The organism is Aliiroseovarius marinus (assembly GCF_004360145.1).
Lineage (GTDB): Bacteria > Pseudomonadota > Alphaproteobacteria > Rhodobacterales > Rhodobacteraceae > Aliiroseovarius > Aliiroseovarius marinus.
The window spans coordinates 313,547-339,191 of the sequence record NZ_ML178712.1 but is presented as its reverse complement, the minus strand read 5'-3'; the positions used below and the strand labels follow the sequence as shown (position 1 = coordinate 339,191).

Genomic DNA, 25,645 nt, shown 5'->3' with positions numbered 1-25,645 from the left:
CATCCCAAACGAAAATGGCCGGCATAATCGCCGGCCATTCGCATTTTCAGACTAAGCGGTGTGGCTTAGTTCGCGTTCATGCGGTCGTTATGCTCGCGCAGGGTGTCCGAGATGATGGCGTACCATTCACCCGACTCGCGCATCTCGTTCAGACCTTTGTTCATCATGGCGACGTACTGACGGCCGAACGGGTTGGTGCGGTGGACCAGGAAGGCCAGCGACGACAGGGTCGATACGAAGGGGTTCTCGACCAGATCGTTCTGGGTCAGGCCCATTTCGCTCATCGTGTCGGCGGCCAGCTGAACTTCGAACGATGCAGCGTCGGCGGTGCCGTTCAGAACGGCGTCCAGACACTCACGTGCGGTGGTCGGGCGGACCACATTCACGTTGTCTGCGTTCAGACCTTGCTCTTCAAGGTCGATCATGCTCCAGCCGTCCATACGGCAGATCGTGGCGCCTTCAAACTCGGCGAAGGTGGTCGCGGTGACGTAGGGGCTTTCCGGCAGGGTGTAGAAGCCGCGTACGGTGTCATAGACAGGCACGGTGGCGTAGAACTGCGTGCAGCGCGTTGTGGTTTCTTCCGACCACTCATACGAACGGTTGGTACAGTCCGGCATGGTCCAGGCAACCGACACGTCGAATGCGCCCAGCGGCAGCAGCGTGCTGAGGTGCGCGCCCCAGTCATCAACGAAGCTGACCGAGTAGTCGCGCGAGTTGCCGGCACGGTGCAGGCTGGTGGTTGCGATACGGGTCATGAAACCACCGCCGTTCAGCGATTCGTCGGTAAAGGGGGCCCAGCCGTTGCCGGTGACCAGACGGATCGGAGGCTCATAAGCGTTCGACCGGCGGGTGTTCTGGAAACGGTTTTCCTCGGCCGCGATCACTTCTTGCGCCGTACGACCGTCGGGCAGGCTGCCGTCCTCACAGGGCATGACCAGCACCAGACCCGGTTCCAGGTCGTTGGGGTTGCTCACGATGTTGCGGTTCGCGTTGAAGATCTGCTGATAGTTCGAGGTGCCATAGGCAGTGATGGCGATCGTCGCCAGCGTGTCACCGTCAGCAACGGTATAGTTGGTACAGGCCTGCTGAGCGCTTGCCATACCTGCCGACAAGGCGACAGTGGCGGTCGTCGCGATTGCAAGCTTTTTCGCAGTTTGTTTAAGCATTTCCTATCCTCCAGGATTTTTATTGGCCCGGAAAGGCCTTAGCTATTTTCCATTTGATGGCGCAGAGCGGTGGACACGATGTCCCGCCATTCGCCAGATTGCTGCATGATGTCCAAACCCCGGTTCAGGATCTCAAGAACAGCTTCCCCATCGGGATTGTCCACATGGGTCATCACGTTCAGACCCTTGATCGCTGCCAGGTTGGGGTTTTCGATGATATGATCCGCGCTGGCGACGAAGGGTTGGTTTGGACGATCGAGAACCTGACCGAGTACACCAAAGACCCGATCGGCTTTATTCGCACTTTCCTGGACGATCCGAAAGCACGCCCAAACATGGCCGTGAAGCTGCGCAAAGGCGCCGACGATATTGTCGCTTACATTGCAACGTTCTCGGACGTACCAGCGGAATAGTGTCGGGGCAGGGGCCGCCCTGCCTGCAGACCCTAAAACAACAAAAGGCCCCGCGAGGGGCCTTTGTCATTGGTCGGGCTGAGAGGATTCGAACCTCCGACCCCCTGCTCCCGAAGCAGGTGCGCTACCAGGCTGCGCTACAGCCCGACCGTGGCGCGTGAATTATACCTCGTTGGGCTGATTTGCAAGCGCGTTTTCCTCGCGGAAAGACCTTATTGTGGCTTCTTGTGAACCTAGGCCGATTGAGACAGAGTAAAGTGAAACAAAAAGGGGTAAGCCCTTGCAGGTCTATTATGCCATTGGTGGTGTCGGAATGTTTCTGGTCGGGATGGAGATCCTGACCAACGCACTGCGCGACGCCGCTGGATCGAATCTGCGCCGCATGTTGGGCCGCTTCACCACCACACCTCTGCGTGGCGTGCTGACCGGAGCGCTGGGTACCGCCGTCATCCAATCCTCAAGCGCGACCACGGTGTTGACCGTGGGGTTTGTTGGCGCTGGGCTTTTGTCGATGGTGCAGGCGCTGGGCATCATCTATGGCGCCAATATCGGCACGACGGCGACGGGATGGCTGGTGTCGTTGGTTGGGTTCAAGCTGGATCTGGATATCGCCGCGATGGCGTTGTTGTTGCCCGCCAGTCTTCTGGATCTGCTGGGCAAGTCGATGTGGAAGCGGATCGGGCGTGGGCTGGCGGGGCTGTGCCTGCTGATCATCGGGCTTGAGATGATGCAGACGGGCCTTGGCGGGTTCAAGGATTCCGTCATCCCTGACATCCTGCCGGGCAGCGGGATCGGAGGGCTTCTGTTCCTGGTTGGCGTCGGGCTGGTTATGACCATCGTCATGCAATCCTCAAGCGCTGCGATGGCCTTGGCGCTGGTGCTGCTGCAAGGTGGCGCTATCGAGCTGGTGCAGGCCGCAGCCCTTGTGATCGGTATGAATATCGGCACCACCTTCACAGCCATTCTGGCCTCGGTCGGGGGCTCGCTGCCGATGCGGCAGACGGCGATTGCCAACCTGATCTTCAACTGCGTGACCGCCGGGGTTGCCTTCCCGCTGCTTCTACTGATCATCCCGATGCTGACCGGGCTGGCGCAGAGCTTTGATGACCTCACCGCGCTTTTGGTGTTTCACACCGGGTTCAACCTGATCGGCGCGGCGGCGTTCCTGCCCGTGACACCCAAGTTTGCGGCGATGGTCGCGCGACTGGTGCCCGAGAAAGAGGAAGGCAAGCTGATCGCGCTGGATCGCAGCCTGTTGAAAGACACGGACGCTGCGCTGGTGGCCGCACAGGGGGCCAGCGAAAAGATCGCGAACCGGCTGTTCGGCGCATTAGGTCAGGCGATGAACACGCCACCGGATTATCGCGGCATCTCGGCGCTTGGCCCATGTCAGGACGCGATTGAAGAGCTGTCCGAGTTCCTGTCGCACATCCACCCGGAACGGGACAATCAGGTGGAAGAGGATACCTATTCTGCGTTGCTGCATCAGACAGATCATATGGCTCGCCTGATCAACCGGGCCAGCCGGACCACCCATGTGAACGAGCTGCTGGATGATCACGTGTTGCGCCGCCCGACCTTGGCGCTGGGGGCCACGTTGCGACGTTTTGCGGACGCCGCGTTCGACCCGCGCGAGGCCGCACGCCTGACTCGCCTGCATGACATCGTCAAGCATCGCAAAAGCAAGCACCGCCGCGGTCTTTTGCTGGGCGAACATGCGGGGATCTATGATCTTCAGGACGTGTTTGCGCATACCGATGCGATGCGCTGGTTGGACCGTAGTCTGCACCATGCCGAACGTGTCGCCCACTATCAGGCCATCGCGCGGCGGGGGTTCCCCTCGGCCCCGGAAAAGGCCGAAGGGAAAGAGATTTAGAGGCTGGCGTCCAGCGCGGCGATAACGGCGTCGCCCATTTCGCTGGTCGACACCGGCTTCACGCCTTCTTCGTTCAGCAGGTCGCCGGTGCGGACACCGTCAGCCAGAACTTTCTCGACAGCCGCTTCCAGACGGTCCGCTTCTTCGCCCATGTCGAAGCTGTAACGCAGGGCCATCGCAAAGCTGAGGATACAGGCGCAGGGGTTGGCTTTGCCTTCGCCGGCGATATCCGGGGCCGAACCGTGGACGGGTTCGTACATGGCTTTCGGGAGGCCGTTCTCCATCGGTGCACCAAGCGAGGCCGAGGGCAGCATGCCCAGCGAACCGGTCAGCATGGCAGCACAATCCGACAGGATGTCGCCGAACAGGTTGTCGGTATAGATCACGTCAAACTGCTTGGGCGCGCGGACCAGCTGCATGGCACCGTTGTCGGCATACATGTGGGACAGCTCGACCTCGGGATAGTCTTTCGATACCTCGGTCACCACGTCACGCCACAGGATACCCGATTCCATCACGTTGGCTTTTTCCATCGAGCACAGGCGCTTGTCGCGCTTCATGGCCAGTTCGAAAGCAGCACGTGCGCCGCGTTCTATCTCTTCCTCGGTGTAACGCTGGGTGTTCACGCCCACACGCTGGCCGTCGACTTCGGAAATGCCGCGCGGCTCGCCGAAATAGACGCCCGAGGTCAGCTCGCGCACGATCATGATATCCAGACCCGACACGATGTTCTTTTTCAGGGACGAGAAATCGGCCAGAGCGTCAAAGCACTGTGCGGGGCGCAGGTTTGCAAACAGGTCCATTTCTTTGCGCAGGCGCAGCAGGCCGCGCTCGGGCTTCACCGAGAAGTCCAGATCGTCATACTGCGGACCGCCTACGGCACCCAGCAGAACGGCGTCGACTTCCTGTGCCTTCGCCATGGTTTCGTCGGCCAGCGGCACGCCGTGTTTGTCATAGGCGGCACCGCCCACCAGATCCTCGCTGACATCGAAGGTCACGCCGCGTTTCGCGCCGATCCAGTCGATCACCTTGCGTACTTCGGCCATCACTTCCTGACCGATGCCGTCGCCGGGCAGAATAAGCAGAGAGGGGTTCGTCATGGGGGCATTCCTTGCACTGAATTCGTCGCAGATGGGCCTAGCCTGCCCGGCACTCAGGGTCAAGAAAACAAAGGCTCAAAACGCAATGTCGACCCAGACAAGCCGGTGACGGGACGCGGTTTCGACCGTTTGCGCAAACGGATCAGTGGGCAGGGGCCAGATCACCCCGCTGTCCACCACGCGCAGGCGGGCGTCGGGCAGCACATAGCTGACCCGCAGGTTACCCGGTTTCTGGTCCGGCCAGTCGGCAGTATCCAGCGCCGGGTCGGCGCGATGGTCCGTATCTGCGGCGGCTGCTCCCCCGGCGCTTTGCGGGCGGGGGTCTTGCAGCTGCTTGTGGCTCAGAAGCGTTTGGATTGCCTCGTGGCGACCGTCTCCGTCCAGCGCGTCTAGGTTGGCGTTCCCGGCAATGACTACCGGCCCCTCGGGCGCGGGGAAGTCTAGGGTGCCGTCCAGATACTTGGCCCAGAAGGTGACCTCGTCATGGTTGCGGCGGCCGTTGCGATCTTCGGGACCGTCAAAGACGGGGGTGTTGGCGTGGAAGGTGAGCAGGTGAAACGCAGGCGCGTTATCAGGGCGCAGTTCGATGTCCCAATGGGCGACGCTGCTGAGCCGTTGGACCGTCAGCGCCTCAGGCGTTGGGAAAGGCGTTTCATCCGGGCCGGGCAGAAGCGCGCCGGGAAGGTCCGTCCACAGCATGTCCGAGAAATCGCGCACGTCCCCAATCGGCACCCGTGACAGCACTGCCATACCGCCTTCACCGGTGTAGCGGCCATAGCTTTGCATGTCCTCGGGCTCGGCCAGGCGACCGTCGCCATCCACATCAATCCCGGTGTCGATCCCGGTATTCGGGGCGGCGGCGAAGCTGTGGGGCATCGGGTGACCTGCAGCCTTCAAAACATCCTGAAACGCAGCCAGCGCGTGGCCTTCCAAATCGTAGTCAAAGCCCTGAAGCGCCAGGACATCCGGCTTGGCCTGCGCAATCACCTGCGCCAGCGCCGCGATCTGCGGATCGTTTTTCAGGATGTCCCGTAGGAGTAGCCCCGGCCCCTTTTTGCGGATGTCGGCGTGATAGGTCGCGATACGCAGCACCTCGGCCAAAGCAGTGCAGGGAACAAGCGCCAGCCACAGCGCCAGAAGAGTTCGTTTCATGCGGTGACGGGCTGCCCATTGCGGGCCGAAGCCCCGTTCCGTTCGCGCACTGTGCTGACCATCTGAGCCACCCGCAGCATCGCGATCCCGCGCATGAACAGGCTGGCGGGTAGGAAGGCCCATGCGGCCACCGTCCAGATCAGGGTCTGGGTTTCGATGGTCTCGAACGTGTCAAACAGGGCGGCGGTTTCGACCACGATGATCGGGGTGACGAACGGCAGCAGGAAACCAAGGGCAATGTTCCAGCGTGCGTCCCGCTTCAAACGGCGTACGATGTCGCCGCTGCGGGTCGGGCTGAAGGTGGGCAGGTTGACCCACAGGTTGAAGGTTTCCTGCCGGAAGAAGGGCCAGTTGCTGAGGCGCAGCGCGATCAGGAAGACCGCGATGGACAGAAGCGAGATCAGATAGCTCATCCCCGCAAAGGCGCGCAGTTGGACCAGATCCGCGAACGGGGCATCCGCAGGCAGAAGCGAGACCACCGCGTGAACCGGGCTGTAGGGGAAATCAATCGCCTGCCCGATCAGGATGCCGATCGAGGTCAGAAACTCGACCGCGATGGACGGGTCGGTCTGCGAGCGGGCGATGATCGACAGGCACAGGATCGAGGCAAACAGCGACAGGAAGCGGATGCGGTTGAAGGGTGGGGCGTTCCGAAACTCGACAATGCTGGGATAGGGGGTGGCGTATTCGAACACGGTCAGGGCAGCGGCAGCCAAGGCTAGTATGGCCACAACTTGACCACCCTCGGCGCTTACTCCTGGAACCAGGACCGAAGGTGTGGCGACCAACATCACCATAAGACCGGCACGCACGATGGCGCCAATCAGTCGTCTAACCATGCCTCTTCCTCCGCTATACGGACGGTGCGGTTCGTGCCGCATCCTTGTTCCGCCGCTTGTCCCCTCGCCAGGGTCAAACCAGGGTGGTTTCGCCCAGACTGCGCGGGAAATGCAGGGGGGCGCAAGGCTTTGCGTACAATCCGAGGGAGTTTTGCCCCAAAAAGGCCACAAATGGTGCGGGAATGCACCAAATAGACACCAAAAAGGGGCCGACCGCTATGGTCGACCCCTTCCTGTGGTTGTGTTTTAGGCAATCAGACCCAGGGGCGGGCCGCCGATGCCTTGGCTTCGAAAGCGTCGATTGAGGCTTTCTTTTCCATGGTCAGACCGATGTCATCCAGCCCTTCCAGCAGGCAGTGTTTCTTGAACGCATCCACTTCAAACGCGATGGTTTCGCCGTCCGAGGTGGTGATTTCTTGCGCTTCCAGATCCACGGTCATGCGGGCGTTGGCGCCCTTTTCCGCGTCGGCCATCAGGATGTCGACCTGCTCTTGCGGCAGGACGATCGGCAGGATGCCGTTCTTGAAGCAGTTGTTAAAGAAGATGTCCGCAAAGCTGGTCGACACGACGCATTTGATGCCGAAGTCAGCGATCGCCCACGGGGCGTGTTCACGCGAGGAACCACAACCGAAGTTGTCACCGGCGATCAGGATCTCGGCGTCGCGGTATTGCGGTTTGTTCAGCACGAAATCTTCGATCTCGGTGCCGTCGCGGTTATAGCGCATCTCGTCAAACAGGTTCTTGCCGAACCCGGTGCGGGCGATCGACTTCAGGAACACTTTCGGGATGATCATATCCGTGTCGATGTTCACCAGCGGCATAGGGGCCGCGATACCTTGGAGTTTTTCAAACTTTTCCATTTTGCGGTCCTCTTAGATCAGGTCACGAACGTCGGTCAGCTTGCCGGTCAGGGCAGCTGCGGCGGCCATTGCGGGCGACACCAGGTGGGTGCGGCCTTTATAGCCCTGACGACCTTCGAAGTTGCGGTTCGAGGTCGAGGCGCAGCGCTCGTTCTCGGACAGCTGGTCGGGGTTCATTGCCAGACACATCGAACACCCTGCCAGACGCCATTCAAAGCCAGCGTCCTCAAAGATCTCGGCCAAGCCTTCTTCTTCTGCCTGAGCGCGGACCAGACCCGAGCCGGGAACGATCATGGCGCGCATGCCGTCTTTGATCTTCTTGCCTTTGACCACTTCGGCCACGGCGCGCAGATCTTCGATACGGCCGTTGGTGCACGAACCGATGAAGACGGTGTCGATTTCGATGTCGGTCAGTTTCTGGCCCGGGGTCAGGCCCATATAGTCGATCGAGCGTGCAGCCGCGTCGACCTTGCCGCCTTCAAAATCCGAGGGGCTGGGAACAACGCCCGAAATCGGCAGTACGTCCTCGGGCGAGGTGCCCCAAGTCACAACCGGCTCGATTTCTTCGCCTTTCAGCGTGACGACCTTGTCGAAATGCGCGCCTTCGTCGGTGAAGAGCGTTTTCCAGTACTCCAGAGCCTGCTCGAACTGGGCACCTTTCGGCGCATGCGGGCGGCCTTTGACGTATTCAAAGGTGGTCTCGTCCGGGGCAATTAGGCCAGCGCGGGCGCCGCCTTCGATGGCCATGTTGCAGACGGTCATACGGCCTTCCATCGACAGATCGCGGATCGCTTCACCGCAATATTCGATGACATAACCGGTGCCGCCGCCGGTGCCGGTCTCGCCAATCACGGCCAGCGTGATGTCCTTGGCGGTCACGCCCGGCTTCAGCTTGCCGGTGATTTCCACCTTCATGTTCTTGGACTTTTTCTGGATCAGCGTCTGGGTGGCCAGAACGTGTTCAACTTCCGAGGTGCCGATGCCGTGGGCCAGTGCGCCAAACGCGCCGTGGGTCGCGGTGTGGCTGTCGCCGCAGACAACGGTCATGCCGGGCAGGGTCCAGCCCTGTTCCGGGCCAACGATGTGCACGATGCCCTGACGGACGTCCGATACCGGATAGTAATGCACGCCAAATTCCTTGGCGTTCTTGTCCAGAGCAGCCACCTGAATGCGGCTTTCTTCGGTCATCTGTGCCGGGTCTTCACGGCCCGCAGTGGTGGGCACGTTGTGATCCGGAACGGCGATGGTCTTGTCCGGCGCGTGTACCTTGCGGCCGGCCATGCGCAGGCCTTCAAACGCCTGCGGGCTGGTCACTTCGTGTACCAGGTGGCGGTCGATATACAGCAGGCAGGTGCCGTCTTCAGCTTCGTGGGCTACGTGGGCATCCCAGATTTTATCATAGAGTGTCTTCGGGGCGGTCATGTCGCTCTCCGTGGATGGTCAAAGGTGTGATGTGTGACAGGGATCATCGGCCCGAATACAGGCGATGAGCAGCCACCCGTGCGGGTGGCAACAGCTTATAGTCGGGCGAGCACAGCGTTCTGGGCGCCGTAAAAGCGCCACGGCAAGAACGCGTGGTCATCCATGTCAAAAATCCGAGTCATGGCGCTGAGATAACCGTTCCCGCCCTTCAGGGCAAGGGGCGAGGCTCTGGACCTTCCGCATGGGACCATGCCATGCTGCCAAAAAAGGAGAGGGAATGGAGCAGGATCCCGCAGCAGAGGTCAAACCAGAGACGCCCGCAGAACCCGCGGACGCGGTGGGGCCGTCCCTGACCGAACAGCTTTGGGCGCTGTGGGAAGACGGCGGCGACTTCGTGATCAGCCTTGGCCAGACATGGCGCCTGTATCAGGTTCTGATCATGCTGGGGCTGGCGGCGACGGCCTATATCATCTCTCGGCTTCTGCTTCCCAAGGTCGAGACATGGCTGCGCGCCCGCGAAGGGTGGTCCAAACGCAAGCTGCGCTTTTCCATCCACCTGCGCAATCGCATCGCGATGATGGCCTATATCGTGCTGTCATGGGGCACCGTGTCGGTGATGCGCGAGGTCACATGGCCGTCGCGCAGTTACCTGATTGCGCTTGTGGCAACGATGGTCACCGCGTGGCTGCTGGTTGGCCTTGCCGCCTTTGTCATCGAAAACCGCGTGATACGCCGCATCGCCATGTGGGGCATGTGGGTCTATGTGACGCTCTACTTCCTTGGCATCACCGAAGAAACCGCCAGCGTTCTGGATAACCTCGCACTTGAAGTCGGGGACTTCCGCATCTCGCTTTGGACGATCCTGCGTGTGGCGGTCATCCTTGGCATCCTCTTTGCGCTGGCACGCATGCTCAGCCGCGGGTCCGCCGCGCGCATTCAGGAAAACGAGGATATCTCGCCATCCATGAAGGTGCTGGCGGTCAAGTTCTTGCAGATGGGGCTGTATGGAGCGGCCTTCTTTATCGCGTTGAAAGCAGTCGGCGTGGATCTGACCGGGCTGGCCTTCCTGTCCGGTGCCATCGGTCTGGGCCTTGGTTTTGGTCTGCAGAAGGTCGTGTCGAACCTTGTGTCCGGGGTGATCATCCTGCTGGACAAGTCGATCAAGCCTGGCGACGTGATCAGCCTTGGCGACACGTTTGGCTGGATCGAGCAATTGGGCGCGCGTTATGTCTCAGTCGTCACGCGCGACGGTCGTGAATACCTGATCCCGAACGAAGACCTGATCACCGGGCAGGTGGTCAACTGGTCCCACACCAACGCCTTTGTGCGCTTGGATATCTTCTTTGGCACCGCCTATCACGACGATCCCCACCAAGTCCGCAAGATCGCAATCGATGCCGCCCGCAGCGTAGACCGCGTGCTCAGTTTCCGCCCGCCGGTTTGTCATATCGTCGGCTTCGGGGACAGCTCGGTCGACTATATCCTGCGCTTCTGGATCGACGATCCGTCCGGCGGGCTGACCAACATTCGCGGCAATGTCTATCTGGCGCTGTGGGATGCGTTCAACGAGCACGGCATCTCGATCCCATTCCCGCAGCGCGAGGTGCGGATGCTAGAGGATGCAGGCCCCAAAATCGATCCGTGACCTGTTTACACACCCTTCACGTCTCCTTGAAACACTGTGGATTGAGCTTATCTGCTCGCGGTGTTACGATTCTTCTATGCCCAGCACCGGGGCGGAACGGTGTGTCATGTTAGGAGGACAATGTCCTGTCTTTGCAAACAGAGGCTGCATCAGGCGCAGCCGCAGGGGATCCCGAAATGACGGCTAACCCCGGAAAAACCGCCAGCGAGCAGATGCTGGCCCTTGTCCTGAAGTCCCTTGAAGATGACAAAGCCGAAGACGTTGTGGTGATCAGCCTCAACGGCAAGTCGCAGATGGCCGACAACATGGTTGTGTGCTCGGGCCGTTCGACACGTCAGGTGGCAGCCATTTCCGAAAAGCTGACAGATAAGCTGAAGCAGGAAATGGGCGTCTTCTCGAAGCTTGAAGGTAAGGGTCAGGGCGACTGGGTTCTGATCGACGCGGGCGACGTGATCGTCCACGTGTTCCGCCCGGAAGTGCGCGAGTTCTATCAACTGGAAAAGATGTGGATGGAACCCGGCGCAGCAGACGCCACGACCTGATCAAGGGGGCGATATTATGCGCGTGCATGTCTGCGCGGTCGGACGGCTGCGCAAATCGCCCGAGCTTGAGCTGATCGACGACTATACCACCCGGTTCGACCGGACCGGGCGGGCACTGGGCCTCGGACCGCTTTCCATACATGAAGTCGAAGACAAGAAGGGTGGCGGCATGTCTGCCGAAGCGCCCCTGTTGGAGCGTGCCATTCCCAAAGGCGCGCTGATCTGCACGATGGACGAGCGCGGCAAGGTCATGTCCTCGCCGGATTTCGCCAAGCTTCTGGGCCGCTGGCGGGACGAAGGGCGTCAGGATGTCGCCTTTGTCATCGGTGGTGCGGACGGGATCGACCCATCCCTGCGCGCCAAGGCCGACGCCAGCCTATCTTTCGGCAAAATGGTCTGGCCCCACATGCTGGTCCGCGTGATGCTGTCCGAACAGCTCTATCGCGCGGCGAGTATTCTGGCGGGCAGCCCGTATCATCGGGTTTAAGTAGATCACCTTCCAGTGAACCCGCACCCGCGCCCTTGAACCTTCGGCCAATGCCCCGCACCTTCCCCACAAAGAAGGACCGCGCCCATGCCCCGTTTGCCTGAAAAGCCCGATCGCGATTTCGACGCCCAGACCCGCGCGGCATTTGACCAGATGGCCGACTATGGCGCTTTCGAGAATTGGTCTCGGGTCGCCGCGCATCACCCACCCGTGCTGAATCAGGTAGGCGCGATGTTGACCGCGTTGCGTGACGGCACGACCCTGCCTGCGCGGCTGTCCGAGCTGGCGATGGTCACCGTGTCCAAGATCAACGCCTGTGATTATTGCACCACGAACCACGGCCCCAAGCTGCAAGTCACCGGCCTGAGCGCCGAAGGCATAGACCGTCTGCTGGACGTCGAAAATCACCCCGAGCTGACCGAGCTTGAACGCGATGTGGTCCGCTATGCCGAAGCCGTTACCACCCGCGCCGGAAAGATGCGCGACGCCGAGGTTGAGGCCCTCCGCGCCCATCTCTCCGACGCGCAGATCGTCGAGCTGACATGGCGCATCGCCCTGACCGGCGCCTTCAACCGCTTCAACGACGCACTGCAGATCGCACCCGAGTAACGCCGGGCCGCGCCTCAACCGTTGCACCTGCCCCTCTGACCCCATAGATAGAAGGCGAGCAGACAGAGGACCTTGCCATGACTACCCCGAAACCCGTTGTTTTGTGCATTCTGGATGGATGGGGCCTGCGCGAGGAGACCGCTTTCAACGCGCCCGCGTTGGCGAAGACGCCTAATTTTGATCGGCTCATGGCGACCTGTCCGTCGAACACCTTGATCACCCACGGCCCCGATGTGGGCCTGCCCACCGGCCAGATGGGCAATTCCGAGGTCGGCCACACCAATATCGGCGCAGGCCGCGTGGTGGCGATGGATCTGGGTCAAATTGATCTGGCGATCGAGGATGGCAGCTTCTTTAAGAACGACGCCCTTCTGGATTTCGCCGCCAAAGTGAAAGCCGCAGGCGGCACTGCCCATATCGCGGGCCTTGTCAGCCCCGGCGGTGTGCACTCGCATCAGGATCACCTCGTCGCAGCCGCGAAAGCACTGACCGAGGCTGGTCTGGCGGTCGCCATTCACGCCATCACCGACGGGCGCGACGTGGCCCCGCAATCCGCCCGCGAACAGCTGGCTGCGTTTCAGGCAGACCTGCCCGACGGCGCGCGGATCGTGACCCTCTCGGGCCGCTATTTCGCGATGGACCGCGACAATCGGTGGGAGCGTGTCTCGCTGGCCTATGATGCGATCACGCATGGCACGGGGAAGATCTTCAGTTCGGTCGATGCGGCGATTTCCTCGGCCTACAACAACGAAACCACGGATGAATTCATCCGCCCGGTGATCATTGACGAACATGCCGGTCTGCAAGATGGCGATGGCCTTTTCTTCATCAACTTCCGCGCCGACCGTGCCCGCGAGATCCTGCGCGCCATTGGTGAGCCGGGATTTGATGAATTCGACGTGGGCACCCGCCCGACCTTGTCCGCTCTGCTGGGCATGGTCGAGTATTCCGACGCTCATAACGCCTATATGACCACCTGCTTCCCCAAGCGCGACATCGTGAACACGCTGGCCGAATGGGTCGCCAAGCACGGCAAAACCCAGTTCCACACCGCCGAGACCGAGAAATATCCGCATGTCACCTTCTTCCTGAATGGCGGCAAGGAAGACCCGGTCGAGGGCGAGACCCGCTATATGGCCGCGTCACCCAAGGTCGCGACCTATGATCTGCAGCCCGAGATGTCGGCCCCCGACGTGACCGAGCATTTCGTGCAGGCGATCCGTGACGGTTTTGACCTGATTGTCACCAATTTCGCCAACCCCGACATGGTCGGCCATACCGGGGACCTCGACGCGGCCATCGCGGCTTGTGAAGCTGTCGATGACGGTTTGGGGCAGGTGATTGCTGCTTTGGAAGAGGTCGGCGGCGCGATGATCGTCACCGCAGACCACGGCAACTGCGAGACCATGTGGGATGACGCCACGAACGGACCTCACACTGCGCACACCACCAATTTGGTGCCCGTGGTTCTGATGGGCGGCCCTGATGGGATCTCGCTGTCGCATGGGCGTCTGGCCGATCTGGCCCCCACGGTTCTGGAGTTGATGGGGCTTGAGCAACCGGCCGAAATGACCGGCGAAAGCCTGATCCGTTCGTGATCTTGCGCCGCGCCCTCCAGCCCCTTCTGGCGGGCCTTGCCTTGGCCTGCGCGGCCGGGCCGTTGGCGGCGCAATCCGATCCGACCCTGACCGCCCGCGCGGCGATGGTTCAGCTTGAGGTCGCCACCCAAGCCCTGCAAGACGCTGAGAAATCCGGGGATCGCATCGCGGCCCTGACCCAAACCGTGCAAGCGTATGAGGAAGGCCTGTCAGCCCTGCGCGACGGGCTACGCCGCATCAATCTGCGCGAAGCGGCGCTGGAAGCGGCGTTCGAAGCCGAGCGCGACCGTCTGGGCCAGCTTTTGGGCGTGCTACAAACCATCGGAAAAGCGCCCGAACCTGCGCTGTTGATCCACCCGTCTGGCCCCCTTGGCACCGCGCGATCTGGCATGATCCTGTCCGAGGTGACGCCGGCCCTACAAGCACAGGCAGAAGATCTGCGCGCCCGTTTGGAAGAACAACGCACCCTGCGCGCGTTGCAGGAGAACGCGGTGGACACGCTGCAAACCGGCCTGACCGGCGTGCAGGAAGCGCGATTTGAACTGAGCCTTGCGCTCGCCCGCCGCACCGAACTGCCCCGCCGTTTTGTTGCGGACGAGGCAAGGATGAAAACCCTTGTGGAAAGCGCGGACACATTAGCCAGCTTCGCCCAAGGGCTGATGTCCGACCCGAAAGCCACTGCCAGCGCGACGGCGCTGCCTGATTTCGCATCGGCGCGCGGGCGGCTCGCCATGCCGGTTCTGGGCCGCGTGCTGCGCGGCTACGGTGAACGTGATGCGGCGGGCATTCAGCGCCCCGGCCTGATTGTCGCCACGCGCCCCTTGTCGATTGTCACAACCCCGTGGCCCGCCACGATCCGCTATCTTGGCCCGCTCTTGGACTATGGTAACGTCGCCATTCTGGAGCCCGGTGACGGTTACCTTCTGGTGCTGGCCGGGCTGGGGCAGCTGTACGGAGACGTTGGCGAAGTGCTGGCCCAAGGTGCGCCTGTTGGGCTGATGGGCGGGGCCGATCCGGCGGCCAGTTCAGGCGATGATCAAGCGTTTTTGATCGCTGCGGAGGAAGGAACTGGCGCAGAACGCTCGGAAACGCTTTATATAGAGCTAAGATATGACGGAAAGCCCGTGGATCCCACGACTTGGTTCGCGGCAGGCAAGGAATGATGGAATGAAAAAACTCGTGATGGCCGCGCTGGGCGGAACCTTGGCAGGCGCCATTCTGACCACACAGGTTGCCGGCCCCCTGGTCGCGCAGGACGCCAGCGAAAACGCTTCGGTATACGAGCAGCTTGACCTGTTTGGCGATATTTTCGAACGCATCCGCGCGCAGTATGTGGAAGAGGTCGAACCCGGCGATCTGATCGAGGCTGCCATCGACGGTATGCTGTCCTCGCTTGATCCGCACTCCAGCTATCTGTCGCCCAAGGACGCCGCCGATATGCGCGTGCAGACCCGTGGGTCGTTCGGCGGTCTGGGCATCGAAGTGACGCAGGAAGAGGGCTTCGTGCGCGTGGTCTCGCCGATGGATGGCACCCCTGCCGATGACGCGGGGATGGAGACCGGCGATTATATCACCCATGTGGATGGCGAAAGCCTGCTGGGTCTGACGCTGGACGAGGCGGTGAACAAGCTGCGCGGTCCGGTCGGGTCGGAAATCATCATCACCGTCGTGCGTGAAGGCGTGGATGAACCGTTCGACGTCTCGATCATCCGCGACACGATCAAGCTGACCGCCGCCACCGCCCGCACCGTCGGCAATACGGTTGTGCTGCGCGTCACCACCTTCAACGACCAGACCTATCCCAACATGGCCGACGGTCTGGCCCGCGAGGTCGAAGCGCTGGGCGGATTTGAGAACGTCGAAGGCGTCGTGCTGGATCTGCGCAACAACCCCGGCGGTCTGCTGACCCAAGCCATCGCCGTGTCCGACGCTTTCCTGAACAGTGGCGAGATCGTGTCGACCCGCGGTCGCAACCCGGAAGAAAGCGAGCGTGTGAACGCGCAAGACGGCGATCTGGCCGAGGGTAAACCGATCGTGGTGCTGATCAATGGCGGCTCGGCCTCGGCGTCCGAGATTGTGGCTGGCGCCCTGCAAGATCACCGCCGCGCCATCGTCGTTGGCACGAAAAGCTTCGGCAAGGGCTCGGTCCAGACGGTGATGCCGGTGGCGTCCGAAGGTGCCATGCGCCTGACCACCGCGCGCTACTACACGCCGTCGGGCCGCTCGATCCAGGCGCTGGGCGTGTCGCCCGACATCGTGGTGGAACAACCGCCGCGTCAGCCCGAAAGCGAGGATGAGGATCAGGATAACGGCCGTCAGCGCAGCGAAGCCGATCTGCGCGGCAGCCTGAACAACGACAGCCTGTCCGATGACGAACGCCGCCAGATCGAAGAAGAACGCGAAGCCGCCGAAGAGGCCGCCAAGCTGCGCGACGAGGACTTCCAACTGTCCTACGCGGTCGATCTGATCAAGGGCCTGTCGGCGATCAAGGGAACCGAATAATCCCTGTCATATGAACATCAAGGGCCGCCCTCTCGGGTGGCCCTTTTCCTTTGGCGCGCTGCCCGTTAGGGTCGCGAAAAAGACGAGGCCCCGATGACCCCCGAAGAGATCCTAAAACTTCCCTATCGTCCCTGCGTGGGCATCATGATCCTGAACGCCGACGGCAAGGCGTTTGTCGGCCAACGTCTGGACGCACCCAAGCTGGGCACGCAGACCGCGTGGCAGATGCCTCAGGGTGGGGTGGATGACGGCGAAGACCCCCGCGACGCCGCCCTGCGCGAGCTGTGGGAAGAAACCGGCATCACCGCAGACCTTGTGACGATCGAGGCCGAGCTGCCCGACTGGCTGCCCTATGACCTGCCCCATGACATCGTGCCGAAGATCTGGAAGGGACGATATCGCGGCCAGAAACAGCGCTGGTTCCTTCTGCGGTTCCACGGCGACGACGCACAGGTGAACATCGAAACCGACCATCCCGAATTCAGCCGTTGGCAATGGATGGCCACAAACGAGGTCGTCGACAATATCGTGCCCTTCAAACGCGAAATCTATGCCAAGGTGATGGAAGGATTTCAGGAGTATCTGTAATGCGTGCTTTGTTATTGGCGATTGTGATGGCGGTGCCCACTGCCGCTTCGGCCCTTTCGTGCCGGCCCTATAACGCCATTGCCGCGTATAACGATGCGGCAGATTCGGATGACGCCTATGTGGTCGCCCACGGCACGCTGCGCTTCGATGAAAGCAAGCTGCCCAAGGTGGACTGGGACCATCAGGAAGACGTCAAACCCGACAACTTCCTGACCGGACGCATCGACGGCCAAGCCCTGACCCGCGCCGGGTTCACCGCGCAGTTCGTGCGTGACATTGACATCAACGTGCAATGCTACGGGCCGTGGTGTTCGGGGTTGAGCAATGGGGCAGACTATCTGGTCTATCTGAAGAAAGTGGGCGACGGCTATTTGCTGGAAACCAACCCATGCGGCGGCTTCGCCTTCCCAGACCCCGACGACGAGACCCTATCCAAAGTCACCGCCTGCCTTCGGGGTGAACGTTGTGACCCGGAATTGCCTTTCCGCTAACCATAACGGACAGGGCGCGCTTTCACCCTTCGCAAACGCGCGAAACCCTCTATAAGGGCGGCAAATCCATGCTGCCCGGAGGCCCCCATGTCCTTTGATCGTTCCATCAAGATCGCGCCGTCGATCCTTTCTGCTGATTTCGCCAACTTTGGTCAGGAAATCCAAGCCATCGAAGCGCAAGGTGCCGACTGGGTGCACGTCGACGTGATGGACGGCCATTTCGTGCCGAACCTGACCTTTGGCCCGCCCGCCGTGAAAGCCTTCCGCCCGCACGTGAAAACCTTCATGGACGTGCACCTGATGATCGCCCCCGTCGATCCCTATATTCAGGCCTATGCCGACGCGGGCGCCGACATGATCGTTGCCCATTACGAAGCCGGCCCCCATCCGCACCGCACCCTGCAGGCCATCAAGGCCACGGGTGCCAAGGCGGGCATCAGCCTGAACCCCGGCACCCCTGCGTCCGTGATCGAACACCTGCTGCCGCTTTGCGACATGGTGCTGGTGATGAGCGTGAACCCAGGCTTTGGTGGTCAGAAATTCATCCCGTCCTCGGTCGAGAAAGTGCGCCAAGTGCGCGAGATGATCGGTGATCGCGACATCCACATCCAAGTGGACGGCGGCGTTGACCCTACCACCATCGGCCCGCTGGTCGAGGCTGGTGCGGACTGCTTCGTCGCAGGCTCGGCCGTGTTCAAAGGCGGCTCGGTCGATACGCCCGAGGTTTATGGCGACAACATCCGCGCCCTGCGCGACGCTGCTGCCGCCGTGCAAGGCTGACCTCTTTTTCTTGTCGGAAATATCCCCGCCGGAGGCCTATAATCCCTCGGCGGGGCACGTTCTCTTTTTGCTAGAACAACACATGCGAATGTGACAATCTATCCGGAGCTGATTTTCGGAGGATCCCATGTTTCGCATCACCACCGCCATCCTGACCTGTCTTGCCCTGCCCGCGCTGGCGGACGAAGACATCGCCGACCAGTACCCGGACTCAGTCCTGTATGAAAAACCGGTCGAGGTGATCCCGAACATCTGGTCCGCCATCGGTGCGACCGCGCCGCCCACCTATGAAAACGTGGGTCATAACAACAACTTGTCCTTCATCGTCACTGGCGACGGCGTGATCGTGGTGAATGCGGGCGCGAACTATAAACTGGCCGAGGCGCTGCATTCTGAGATCAAAGCCATCACCGACCAACCCGTGAAGCTTGTGATTAACGAGAACGGGCAGGGCCACGCGATGTTGGGCAACAACTATTGGATCAATCAGGGTGTCGAGGTGCTGGCCCATGTGGACGCCGCCCACGAGTTTGAAGAATACGCAGGGCAGCTGTTTGAAGGCATGAAGCGTTATGCGCAGGAAAACTGGGAGGGCACCGAGCCGATGGGTCCGACCCGCACCTTTGAGGAAAAAGAGGTCATCACGATGGGCGGCAAAACCATCGAGGTGCTTTATTCCGGCCCCGCCCACAGCCCCGGTGACATTCAGGTTTGGATCCCCGAAGACAGCCTGATGATCGCGGGGGACATGGCCTTTCACAACCGCATCCCGCCCATTTTTGAAGACACCTGCACCAGCTGCTGGATCGAAACGTGGGAGACCGTTTTTGCCCCCATCGGCGCGACCTATGTAATCCCGGGCCACGGTTACCCGACCAACATGGCGCAGGTTGAGGCGCACACGATCGACTATCTGAAACACCTGCGCGGTGAGGTTGGCAAACTGTTGGAAGAGGGCGGTACGCTGGACGAAGCCTATTACGTCGACCAGTCCCCGTTCGAACACCACGATACGTTTGAAGAACTGGCCACCAAGAACGCGGGTCAGGTCTATGCCGAGATGGAATTCGAATAAACGATGCGGGTAAGGGGCTCTGCCCCTCGCGCTGCGCGCTCACCCCGGGATATTTCTGGCAAGAAAATGCGGCAATGAGTCAGGCGCTTTGGATGAGCCCGTTCATTAAGTCGAGCGTCGCAAATCCATCCGGCACTTGCCCATTCGCGCTTTGATAGGCACGGAGTGCTGCACGCGTATTGGGGCCGGTAAAGCCGTCTGCCCCTTGCGTGTCATACCCGGCGGCCGTCAGGCGTGCCTGAAGCTCGGCCATCTGGCTGCGCGTCAGGGGTGTCAGGCCTTCGGGGCAAGGGGTGATCTTGTCCCGAGATCCGGCCAAGCGGTCGGACAGGTGCCCGACGGCAATGCCGTAGGCCTCGGCCCGGTTATAGGTCAGGATCACATGGAAATTGTGGTTGACCAGAAACGCCGGACCCGCCGCGCCCGAGGGGCAGAGCACCGAGGCGTCGCCGTAATCCGGCAGAGCCGTTCCCTCCATCGTGCGCACCCCGACGCCATTCCAATCGGAAATGGGAAGGCGATGTTCGGGACCGGTCTGTGTGAAATCAAACCCGTCGGGCAACAGGACCTCAATCCCCCAAGGCTGGCTTTCATGCCAGTCGTGCTGGGCAAGATAATTCGCGATCGAGGCCAGCCCGTCGGTCGGATCGTTCGACCAGATGTCACGCCTGCCGTCTCGGTCATGATCCACGGCGAAACTTAGGAAACTGGACGGCATGAACTGCCCATGCCCCATCGCGCCGGCCCAAGATCCAAGCATCGCATCGGCCTCCACATGGCCCCCATCGATGATCGATAGGGCGGTGGTCAGCTCGGTTTCAAAGAAATCTGCGCGATGGCCGTTATGGGCCAGATTGCCTAATGCGGTCAGAACGGAATGTTCGCCCCGCACGCGGCCATAATCGGTCTCGACCCCCCAGATCGCCAGAATGACCTGCGGATCCACGCGGTAGGCTTCGGCGATGTCGTTCAGGATCTGTCGCTGATTGCGGAAGGTGGCGCGGCCTTTGCTGACCCGCTGCAGGGTGACGACACGATCCAGGTAGTCAGAGATGTTCAGCGCGAATTCAGCTTGATTGGATTGCCGCGCATGAATGTCGGGATCCAACACCAAATACGGCTTCGCACGCTCTAGGGTCTCGCCCGAGACCCCGGATTGTGCTGCCTTTTCAATGTAGCGCTCGCGCCACTGATCAAAGCGATTCTCTACGTCCCCAAATGTTTCCGTCACATTCGACCTCACATTTCCATCCGACGCTACCGCCGGGATCGTTTCACCTTCTTCTTTATTTTGGATTTATGCTTGGCGCTGGTCATGGGTTTTCGGCGCCCAGATTTCCCCCCTTTGCGGGCAGAGCTGCGGGGCAGCTTGCGGCCTTCGACTTCCAGCAGTTCCAGTGCCAGCCCGCCGGTGGTGGGGATCGCCTCGGTCAGGCGCACGACGACGCGCTGTCCCAGTCCTAGGGTGAAGTTCGAGCGTTCACCCGTCAGGGTCTGATCGTCCGCGTTGTAGTTGAAATACTCGTTGCCGACCGTACTCAGCGGCACCAGCCCGTCCGCGCCGCTGTCGTCCAGTTTCACGAATAGCCCGAACCGCGCGATGCCGGACACGCGGCCGGTAAATTCGCCCCCAACGCGTTCTGACAGATAGGCTGCCAGATAGCGGTCGGTCGTGTCACGCTCCGCCAGCATCGAGCGACGCTCGGTTTCCGAGATATGCTTGGCGGTGTCTTCCAACCCGGCGATATCCTGCGGCGACAGCCCGTCATCGCCCCAGCCATGGCCGGACACCAGAGCGCGGTGCACGATCAGGTCGGAATAGCGCCGGATGGGCGAGGTGAAGTGGGCATAAGACCGCAGCGACAGCCCGAAATGCCCGAAGTTCTCCGGGAAGTAATAGGCCTGCGTCATCGACCGTAGGGTCGAGATGTTGATCAGCTCGTCAAACTCGCTGCCCTCGGCCTGTGCCAGCAGGCTGTTCAGGTGACGGGTTTGCAGAACCTGTCCTTTGGCCAGCGTGAAGCCCGACGCCTGTGCGACCTCGCGCAGCGCTTCCAGTTTCTCGGGGCTGGGTTCCTCGTGCACACGAAACAAAAGCGGGCGCTGCAGGCGCATCAACTCTTCTGCGGCCGAGACGTTGGCGAGGATCATGAACTCTTCGATCAGCTTATGCGCGTCGAAGCGGTCGGCGAAGTCGATCGAGGCGACTTTGCCGTCCTCGCCCAGCACGATCTTGCGTTCGGGCAGGTCAAGATCCAGCGGCTGTCGTGCCTCGCGGGCCAGTTTGGCCGAACGGTAGGCGGCGTAAAGCGGCGCGATGACGTCGTCCATTAGCGGCGCGCATTTCTCGTTCGGCGCTCCGTCTTGGGCGGCCTGTACCTCGGCATAATTCAAGGACGCATGGGATTGCATCAGCCCGCGAATGAAGCTGTGGCTTTTCTTGTTGCCCTGCGCGTCCAGAACCATGCGGACGGCCAGACAGGCGCGCGGGACGCCTTCGTGCAGACTGCACAGATCGCCTGACAAACGGTCGGGCAGCATCGGCACCACGCGGTCAGGGAAATAGCTGGAGTTGCCGCGCTTGCGCGCCTCGTTATCCAGCGCGGAACCGGGCGTCACGTAATGCGCGACGTCAGCAATGGCGACCCAGACCACGTGCCCGCCGGGGTTCTTCGGGTTGTCGTCAGCATGGGCATAGACCGCGTCGTCATGGTCGCGTGCGTCCGCCGGGTCGATGGTGATCAGTGGCAGGTGGCGCAGGTCCTCGCGGTTCTTCAGACCCGCGGGTTTCTGCGCATCGGCTTCTTCGATCACACGGTCGGGGAAGGCGTCGGGGATGCCGTGCTGATGGATCGCGATCAGGCTGACCGCCTTGGGCGCGGTCGGATCGCCCAAGCGGGCCACGATGCGGGCGCGGGGCAGGCCCATACGCGCTTTGGGGCCCGAGCGCTGTGCCTCGACCAACTCGCCATCCTTGGCGCCGTCTTCCGCGCCGGGGGCAACGATCCATTCCTTATCGACGCCCTTGTCGATAGGCACGATCCTCCCGCCTTCCGAGCCCTTGCGGAAGATGCCCAGAATGCGCTGGGGGTTGGTGCCGATGCGTCGGATCAGACGACCCTCATAGGCGTGATGTTCGTCTTTCACCTCGGTCAGGCGGGCCAGAATGCGTTCGCCTTGCGCCAGCGCGGGGTCGCCGTCTTTTGCTACCATAAGCACGCGGGGCGCGGCACCTTCGCCGGTCCATTCGGTCGGGTGGGCAAACAGATCGCCGTCCGCGTCCGGCCCTTCGACGCGCAAAACAGACACGGGCGGCAGCTTGTCTGCATCGCGATAGGTCTTCTTGCGCTTCTGCAGATGCCCCTCGGCCTCGAGTTCCTTTAGGATGCGCTTCAGGTCGATCCGGGCCGCGCCGCGAATGCCAAAGGCCCGCGCGATGTCGCGCTTTGCGGTTTGGGTCGGGTTCTCGGAAATCCAGTCCAGAATGGCCTTCTTGGTGGGCAGTTTGCTCATGCGAAATAATCCTGGATGATGCGGCTGTAGATGGATTTTAGCTGCGGGATCAGGGCGACTTCGACCCGTTCATCCACCGCATGCATGGTTTTGCCGACAAGGCCAAATTCGACAACTGGGCAGTGATATTGCACGAAGCGTGCGTCCGAGGTGCCGCCAGAGGTGGACGCTTCGGGCACCAGCCCGGTTTCGGCCTGCACGGCATTCGAGATCAGTTCGGACAACTCGCCCGGAGGCGTCACGAAGCTTTCGCCCGAGACCTTCACGACCATCTCGATATCCACGCCGGTGTCTTTGCCGACGCGCTCGGCTTCGGCCTGCAACCACTTGGTCAGACTGTCCGAGCTGTGGGCATCGTTGAAGCGGATGTTCACCGTGGCGCGGCTTTCGGCAGGGATCACGTTGGTGGCCGGGTTGCCGGTGTCGATGGTGGTCACGGCCAAGGTCGAGGCATCGAAGTGATCGGTACCCTTGTCCAGTTCATGCGCGGCCAGATCGGCCATCAGGCGGGCCAGCGCGGGCACGGGGTTCAGCGCGCGATGCGGATAGGCCGCATGGCCTTGCACGCCTCGCGCGGTGAAGAAGGCGGTCATCGACCCACGCCGCCCGATCTTCATCATCTCGCCCATTTCATTGGGGCAGGTGGGTTCGCCGACAACGCAATCGGTCATCTTCTCGCCGTTTGCTTCCATCCAGTCCAGAATGGCGACGGTGCCGTCGGTGGCCGGGCCTTCCTCGTCCCCTGTGATGGTGATCACCAATGATGCGTCTTCGGGCGCGTGGCGGGTGAAATCCACGGCGGCGGCCACCCAAGCCGCAACGCCCGACTTCATGTCAGTTGCCCCTCGGCCATACAGGTATCCGTCACGGATTTCAGCGCCAAAGGGATCAACACTCCACGCGTCGACATCGCCCACAGGGACCACATCGGTGTGTCCGTTGAAACCCAGCGTGCGGGCGTTCTTGGACCCCCAACGGGCAAACAGGTTCGACACCTCGCCGCGATCCACGCGGGTGCAGGTAAAGCCCGCGCCGGTCAGAATGCCCTCTAGCAGCGTCAAAGCTCCGCCTTCGTCCGGCGTGACCGACGCGCAGCGCACAAGTCGTTGGGTCAGGTCCACGGGATCAAGCGGGGCAGGTTGGGTCGTCGTCATCACATTCTCCATTCCACCCACCCTTAACAGGTGCCGCGACCGGTGGAAACGGCCCTTGCCCGCGAAACCCCGCCCGTGAAGGGCCAATGCGCGCTGTCACGCTGGACCCTGCGCCACGTGGCCGCTAACCTGCCTGCATATTGCAACCCCTGATTGGAGCGCCCCATGCGTAAACTCCTGTTCCTTCTATGCCTTTTGCCGCTGGCTGCCTGTGTTGACATGGATTTGACCCTGAAGATCGATGGCGACAACGCGACCGTCTCGTCCACGGTGACGATGGGGCCTGAGGGGTATCAGATGATGGCCTCGAGCGGCGAGGACATGTGCGAGGACGGTGTCGCAACGACGTTGGACAATGGCGACTATCAGTGCACGACCGAGATGACCGGCACGATCGACGAAATGATCGCTGAGTTGGAAGCCGCGGAAGAGGGTATGGACCCCGACCAGACCGCCAAGATCGAAAAGCTGGAGGACGGCAATGTGCGCGTCTCCTTCGATCTGGCCGAGATGAAGGCGAGTGTGGCCGAAGGCGGCATGGATCCCGGCATGCTGATGATGATGCAGCAGATGCTGGTGGGGCGGAACCTGACCTTTACGATCGAAGGTCAGATCGTTGAAACGAATGGCACGATGTCGGACAGTAGCGACATGGCGACACTGATCATTCCCTTGGACAAGTTCGCGATGCAGGATCCGTCGATCCCGGACAGCTTTGTCACGATCGTAACGCCCTAAGGCGTTAACCGATCAGCGAAGCAATGACGCCCGGCAATTCGTCGGGCGTTTTCACGTGGGCATCCGCGTCGGACATATCGTCCTGCCCGCCATAGCCCCAATCCACCGCGATGAACGCCATGTTGTTGGCGCGGGCGGCCTTCAGGTCATAGTGCCGGTCCCCGATCATCACGCAGCGCGCAGGGTCGTCGCCGGTGATCGTCAGGGCGTGGGCCAAAAGCTCGGCCTTGTCGTTGCGCGTGCCGTCCAGCTCGGGTCCGAACTCGTGCGCCATGTGTTTGGACAGCCCGAAATGCGCGGTGATCTTGCGGGCATAGGCATGGGGTTTCGCGGTGGCGATGCTCATCTTGTGGCGCGTCGACAGATCGTCCAGCACGGGCAGAATGCCGTCATAGACGGTGCAATCATACATGCCGCCGCCGTGATTATAGTATTTGCGATAGGCGTCGAGCGCGGCGTCCGGGTCGGGGGCGCCGAGCTTTTCAAAGCTCCACAAAAGCGCCGGGCCGATCACCCATTCCAGATCATCTGCGCTTGGCGCAGGCAGGCCAAGATCATGCAGCGCCTTGATCACGCTGTCGGTAATGCCCGGCTTGGGATCCGTCAGCGTGCCATCCAGATCCCAAAAGATCATTGCAGGGGCCTTTTCTCGTCATCAAAGAACGGGGTCATCTGGGCGACGATCACGCTGTTCTCAGCCAACGCGCGGCCCATCAGTTTGCGTTCCTCGGCGGGGATGTCGTGGCCCTCGGCCAGACGGTCATCCAGCGACCCATATCCGCTGACATCCAGCGGGGCCAAATCGGCCTGCTTCAGAATGGCGACGGTCTCTCGTACGGCTTCGGCTTCGTCCACGCCGGAGGCATAGCACACCAGCGCAGCCCCCGTTGCGCCCTCGGGCAGGCCGTCATCGTCTTTGCGCCCCACCTCAACCAGCAGTGTATACACTTTGTGAGGCTTCTTGGTTTTGGTTGTCTTGGTCATGAAAAAAGGGGTGCCAGAACGCCACGGAAAGCACAAGTGTCAAACGCTAACAGTTGGCACGTTGCGCCGGTCGCGGTATGTGGGAAGTATAGTTTTGGGGAAAGCGCGATG

Annotated in this window: 26 protein-coding genes and 1 tRNA gene; 14 read left to right on the top strand and 13 right to left on the bottom strand. The window is 61.4% G+C overall.

From position 1 onward, the window contains the following. Positions 1–65: 65 nt before the first annotated feature. Both EOL43_RS01810 and EOL43_RS15555 read right to left on the bottom strand, forming a co-directional pair. On the bottom strand, positions 66–1,166 hold the full coding sequence (locus tag EOL43_RS01810) for a LysM peptidoglycan-binding domain-containing protein (RefSeq protein ID WP_133485063.1): 1,101 nt from the start codon (positions 1,164–1,166) through the stop codon (positions 66–68). 38 nt (positions 1,167–1,204) lie between these two features. Continuing rightward, entirely contained in the window at positions 1,205–1,339 is a 135-nt protein-coding gene (locus tag EOL43_RS15555) for a hypothetical protein (protein WP_276320882.1), read from the bottom strand. A 45-nt stretch (positions 1,340–1,384) separates the two neighbouring features. Between EOL43_RS15555 and EOL43_RS01800 the strand changes: the two genes are divergently transcribed. Further along, positions 1,385–1,579: a hypothetical protein gene (locus tag EOL43_RS01800; protein ID WP_133485062.1), complete on the top strand. Its 195-nt coding sequence runs from the start codon at positions 1,385–1,387 to the stop codon at positions 1,577–1,579. 70 nt (positions 1,580–1,649) lie between these two features. On the opposite strand, the gene EOL43_RS01795 is transcribed toward EOL43_RS01800, so the two are convergent. Then, a tRNA-Pro gene (locus tag EOL43_RS01795) sits at positions 1,650–1,726 on the bottom strand. A 133-nt stretch (positions 1,727–1,859) separates the two neighbouring features. Here EOL43_RS01795 and EOL43_RS01790 point away from each other — a divergent pair. Then, positions 1,860–3,455, top strand: coding sequence for a Na/Pi cotransporter family protein (locus EOL43_RS01790; protein WP_240686428.1), 1,596 nt, complete (start codon positions 1,860–1,862; stop codon positions 3,453–3,455). Here the strand turns inward: EOL43_RS01790 and leuB are convergent. The 5 genes from leuB to leuC form a co-directional block, all read right to left on the bottom strand. Next, complete coding sequence (gene leuB, locus EOL43_RS01785; RefSeq protein WP_133485061.1) at positions 3,452–4,555, bottom strand: 3-isopropylmalate dehydrogenase; 1,104 nt, start codon at positions 4,553–4,555, stop codon at positions 3,452–3,454. The two genes, EOL43_RS01790 and leuB, sit on opposite strands and share 4 nt — an antisense overlap. Before the next feature lie 75 nt (positions 4,556–4,630). Beyond that, positions 4,631–5,707: an endonuclease/exonuclease/phosphatase family protein gene (locus tag EOL43_RS01780; protein ID WP_240686427.1), complete on the bottom strand. Its 1,077-nt coding sequence runs from the start codon at positions 5,705–5,707 to the stop codon at positions 4,631–4,633. After that, positions 5,704–6,546, bottom strand: a complete 843-nt coding sequence (locus EOL43_RS15485) for a hypothetical protein (protein ID WP_240686426.1) — start codon at positions 6,544–6,546, stop codon at positions 5,704–5,706. Before EOL43_RS15485 ends, EOL43_RS01780 begins: the two co-directional genes overlap by 4 nt. 254 nt (positions 6,547–6,800) lie before the next feature. Then, the gene (gene leuD / locus EOL43_RS01770; RefSeq protein WP_133485059.1) at positions 6,801–7,406 is read right to left on the bottom strand and encodes a 3-isopropylmalate dehydratase small subunit; all 606 of its coding nucleotides are present in this window, start codon (positions 7,404–7,406) and stop codon (positions 6,801–6,803) included. A 12-nt stretch (positions 7,407–7,418) separates the two neighbouring features. Beyond that, positions 7,419–8,828 (bottom strand): 3-isopropylmalate dehydratase large subunit, encoded by a 1,410-nt coding sequence (gene leuC, locus EOL43_RS01765; protein ID WP_133485058.1) that lies wholly within the window; start codon positions 8,826–8,828, stop codon positions 7,419–7,421. Positions 8,829–9,105: 277 nt separating this feature from the next. On the opposite strand from leuC, the gene EOL43_RS01755 reads away from it, so the two are divergent. The 11 genes from EOL43_RS01755 to EOL43_RS01705 all read left to right on the top strand — a co-directional run bounded on the left by EOL43_RS01755 (position 9,106) and on the right by EOL43_RS01705 (position 19,145). Further along, positions 9,106–10,473, top strand: a complete 1,368-nt coding sequence (locus EOL43_RS01755) for a mechanosensitive ion channel family protein (protein WP_133485057.1) — start codon at positions 9,106–9,108, stop codon at positions 10,471–10,473. A 176-nt stretch (positions 10,474–10,649) separates the two neighbouring features. Beyond that, the gene (gene rsfS, locus EOL43_RS01750; RefSeq protein ID WP_133485056.1) at positions 10,650–11,015 is read left to right on the top strand and encodes a ribosome silencing factor; all 366 of its coding nucleotides are present in this window, start codon (positions 10,650–10,652) and stop codon (positions 11,013–11,015) included. A gap of 16 nt (positions 11,016–11,031) precedes the next feature. Beyond that, entirely contained in the window at positions 11,032–11,502 is a 471-nt protein-coding gene (rlmH, locus tag EOL43_RS01745; RefSeq protein ID WP_133485055.1) for a 23S rRNA (pseudouridine(1915)-N(3))-methyltransferase RlmH, read from the top strand. Positions 11,503–11,589: 87 nt separating this feature from the next. Next, on the top strand, positions 11,590–12,111 hold the full coding sequence (locus EOL43_RS01740) for a carboxymuconolactone decarboxylase family protein (RefSeq protein WP_133485054.1): 522 nt from the start codon (positions 11,590–11,592) through the stop codon (positions 12,109–12,111). A 77-nt stretch (positions 12,112–12,188) separates the two neighbouring features. Further along, on the top strand, positions 12,189–13,709 hold the full coding sequence (gene gpmI, locus EOL43_RS01735; protein ID WP_133485053.1) for a 2,3-bisphosphoglycerate-independent phosphoglycerate mutase: 1,521 nt from the start codon (positions 12,189–12,191) through the stop codon (positions 13,707–13,709). Beyond that, on the top strand, positions 13,709–14,872 hold the full coding sequence (locus tag EOL43_RS01730) for a murein hydrolase activator EnvC family protein (protein WP_133485553.1): 1,164 nt from the start codon (positions 13,709–13,711) through the stop codon (positions 14,870–14,872). Before gpmI ends, EOL43_RS01730 begins: the two co-directional genes overlap by 1 nt. Positions 14,873–14,876: 4 nt before the next feature. Next, positions 14,877–16,211 (top strand): S41 family peptidase, encoded by a 1,335-nt coding sequence (locus EOL43_RS01725; protein ID WP_133485052.1) that lies wholly within the window; start codon positions 14,877–14,879, stop codon positions 16,209–16,211. Between the two features lie 93 nt (positions 16,212–16,304). Next, positions 16,305–16,799, top strand: a complete 495-nt coding sequence (locus EOL43_RS01720) for an RNA pyrophosphohydrolase (protein WP_133485051.1) — start codon at positions 16,305–16,307, stop codon at positions 16,797–16,799. After that, on the top strand, positions 16,799–17,290 hold the full coding sequence (locus EOL43_RS01715) for a hypothetical protein (protein ID WP_133485050.1): 492 nt from the start codon (positions 16,799–16,801) through the stop codon (positions 17,288–17,290). The genes EOL43_RS01720 and EOL43_RS01715 overlap by 1 nt, the downstream gene beginning before the upstream one ends. An 87-nt stretch (positions 17,291–17,377) precedes the next feature. Then, a complete protein-coding gene (gene rpe / locus EOL43_RS01710; RefSeq protein ID WP_133485049.1) occupies positions 17,378–18,070 on the top strand; it encodes a ribulose-phosphate 3-epimerase in 693 nt (230 codons plus the stop codon). Between the two features lie 127 nt (positions 18,071–18,197). After that, on the top strand, positions 18,198–19,145 hold the full coding sequence (locus tag EOL43_RS01705; RefSeq protein WP_133485048.1) for an MBL fold metallo-hydrolase: 948 nt from the start codon (positions 18,198–18,200) through the stop codon (positions 19,143–19,145). Between the two features lie 79 nt (positions 19,146–19,224). On the opposite strand, the gene EOL43_RS01700 is transcribed toward EOL43_RS01705, so the two are convergent. From EOL43_RS01700 to dapE, 3 genes are read right to left on the bottom strand one after another with little or no spacing between them, the layout of a single operon-like run. Further along, positions 19,225–20,376: a lytic murein transglycosylase gene (locus tag EOL43_RS01700; protein ID WP_133485047.1), complete on the bottom strand. Its 1,152-nt coding sequence runs from the start codon at positions 20,374–20,376 to the stop codon at positions 19,225–19,227. 26 nt (positions 20,377–20,402) lie between these two features. Beyond that, a complete protein-coding gene (gene rnr, locus EOL43_RS01695; RefSeq protein WP_133485046.1) occupies positions 20,403–22,658 on the bottom strand; it encodes a ribonuclease R in 2,256 nt (751 codons plus the stop codon). Further along, positions 22,655–23,812, bottom strand: coding sequence for a succinyl-diaminopimelate desuccinylase (gene dapE / locus EOL43_RS01690; RefSeq protein WP_133485045.1), 1,158 nt, complete (start codon positions 23,810–23,812; stop codon positions 22,655–22,657). Before dapE ends, rnr begins: the two co-directional genes overlap by 4 nt. A gap of 165 nt (positions 23,813–23,977) precedes the next feature. On the opposite strand from dapE, the gene EOL43_RS01685 reads away from it, so the two are divergent. Then, positions 23,978–24,550, top strand: coding sequence for a hypothetical protein (locus EOL43_RS01685; protein WP_133485044.1), 573 nt, complete (start codon positions 23,978–23,980; stop codon positions 24,548–24,550). Between the two features lie 4 nt (positions 24,551–24,554). Here the strand turns inward: EOL43_RS01685 and EOL43_RS01680 are convergent, their stop codons facing one another. Next, positions 24,555–25,184, bottom strand: a complete 630-nt coding sequence (locus EOL43_RS01680) for an HAD hydrolase-like protein (protein ID WP_133485043.1) — start codon at positions 25,182–25,184, stop codon at positions 24,555–24,557. After that, positions 25,181–25,534 carry a hypothetical protein gene (locus EOL43_RS01675; RefSeq protein WP_133485042.1) on the bottom strand — a complete coding sequence of 118 codons (354 nt, stop codon included), beginning with the start codon at positions 25,532–25,534 and terminating at the stop codon, positions 25,181–25,183. Before EOL43_RS01675 ends, EOL43_RS01680 begins: the two co-directional genes overlap by 4 nt. Positions 25,535–25,645: the final 111 nt, after the last annotated feature.